General features: G+C 40.5%; 1 protein-coding gene and 3 pseudogenes. 1 reads left to right on the top strand and 3 read right to left on the bottom strand.

From position 1 onward, the window contains the following. Nucleotides 1-109 (top strand): annotated as a pseudogene (locus ACTNBR_RS16435) (sigma-70 family RNA polymerase sigma factor); the annotation flags it as partial. Between the two features lie 4 nt (nt 110-113). On the opposite strand, the pseudogene ACTNBR_RS16430 reads toward ACTNBR_RS16435, so the two are convergent. The 3 genes and pseudogenes from ACTNBR_RS16430 to ACTNBR_RS16420 all read right to left on the bottom strand — a co-directional run. Beyond that, nucleotides 114-326: pseudogene (locus tag ACTNBR_RS16430) on the bottom strand (sigma-70 family RNA polymerase sigma factor); the annotation flags it as partial. A gap of 490 nt (nt 327-816) precedes the next feature. Continuing rightward, entirely contained in the window at nt 817-987 is a 171-nt protein-coding gene (locus ACTNBR_RS16425; protein WP_004614788.1) for a cysteine-rich KTR domain-containing protein, read from the bottom strand. A 54-nt stretch (nt 988-1,041) separates the two neighbouring features. After that, nucleotides 1,042-1,232, bottom strand: a pseudogene (locus ACTNBR_RS16420) (elongation factor G); the annotation flags it as partial.

The raw sequence follows: 1,232 nt of genomic DNA, 5'->3' as shown, positions 1-1,232 counted from the left end.
CACGCTTCGGGAGGAATCCACGGAAAGCGGCACAAGGTATTTTATCAGCTTTAAGGACGGGCAGGGCAAATCCCACGAGTTGGAAGTGTCGGAACAGTTCTTTATGGAGTTGTATCTAATTTTTGCAGATAACGCCACCGTTCCTTGTCACGGTAGAAGTCTGTGTATTGCTCCCTCACGACTTCAAGCAGACAGCCTTGAATGGGGATAAACAGCTTGTCCATATAGGTCTGGTCGGATTCCCTGCAACGGCAGAACTCCGTGTAGGATAATTCCACATAGCCGCCACTTTCTCTGATATATACCTTTCTTGGTGCATATTTCACCATAAATACCTCCCATCTGAATTTTTGAAATGTAAAAAATCCAGATGGAGAGGCGGAGAACGACACCGCATATCAGAAACAGCCCTACGGCACTTTCCAACAAAAATCGACAAAAGAAAAACCGCAAAGGCTCTGTGACCTTTACGGTTATAGGAAATAGTAATTCTATTGTATGGAGATTGTACTTCTACTTTCAAGGTGAGAAGTACCGTTGCACTGGCAGAAATTTTTTTAACTGGTTTCCTGCCGTTCTCTGATATGCTATGTATTGATAAATTTTGCTTCGTATGAGCAGATAGATAACTGCCCGAAAAAAGGACATAAAAAAATCCCTCCAAATTTAAAAACAAATTCAGAGGGTAATTTAGGGTATAACAAAATAACCCACCCGAATATCGTTTTTTTTATTTGGTGAGTTTGTTCTTTCAAATACGAAACAAAAAGAGCCGATGATTCGTGAATTGTTCCACAATTTCATCGGCTCTGCGTCTTAAGCGTCTGGCTCTTTGATGACAGTTATCTTCAAGTTGTCAACTTTAATCAATCTTTCTTGTCTGCATTTTGGACAATAAAGGGGATAATTCTCCAAAACAGTGTCCTTCCTAATTTTATTACGGGTTTTGCTCCCACAAACAGGACATAATATCCATTCGCATTTCATCATAATTAGCTTCTAATCCTTTCAAATCTCATTTTATACGACTTATGCAAGCTGTTAGGCTAACTTGTGGAACATATGCCGAACCTTATCTATACGGCTATTCGGGCGGCGGGGTTGGCAAATAAGTTTACCAGTAGCTGGCTGGTATCCTTTTAACTCTGTCAAGCAGACTCCCTGCCCATTTGTGAAATAAGTTAAATCGTTCCTGTATTCTTGAATACATCTAGCAGGGATTTCTCCTTTCA

The organism is Bariatricus sp. HCP28S3_F11 (assembly GCF_052065395.1).
In the GTDB taxonomy this organism is placed as follows: Bacteria; Bacillota; Clostridia; order Lachnospirales; family Lachnospiraceae; genus Allocoprococcus.
The sequence above is the reverse complement of the archived record's forward strand: the minus strand, read 5'-3'. Positions and strand labels throughout refer to the sequence as shown.

Bases quoted from the DNA above. Each gene is read 5' to 3' on its own strand.
- ACTNBR_RS16425 (WP_004614788.1), bottom strand. From the start codon at position 987: ATGAAATGCGAATGGATATTATGTCCTGTTTGTGGGAGCAAAACCCGT.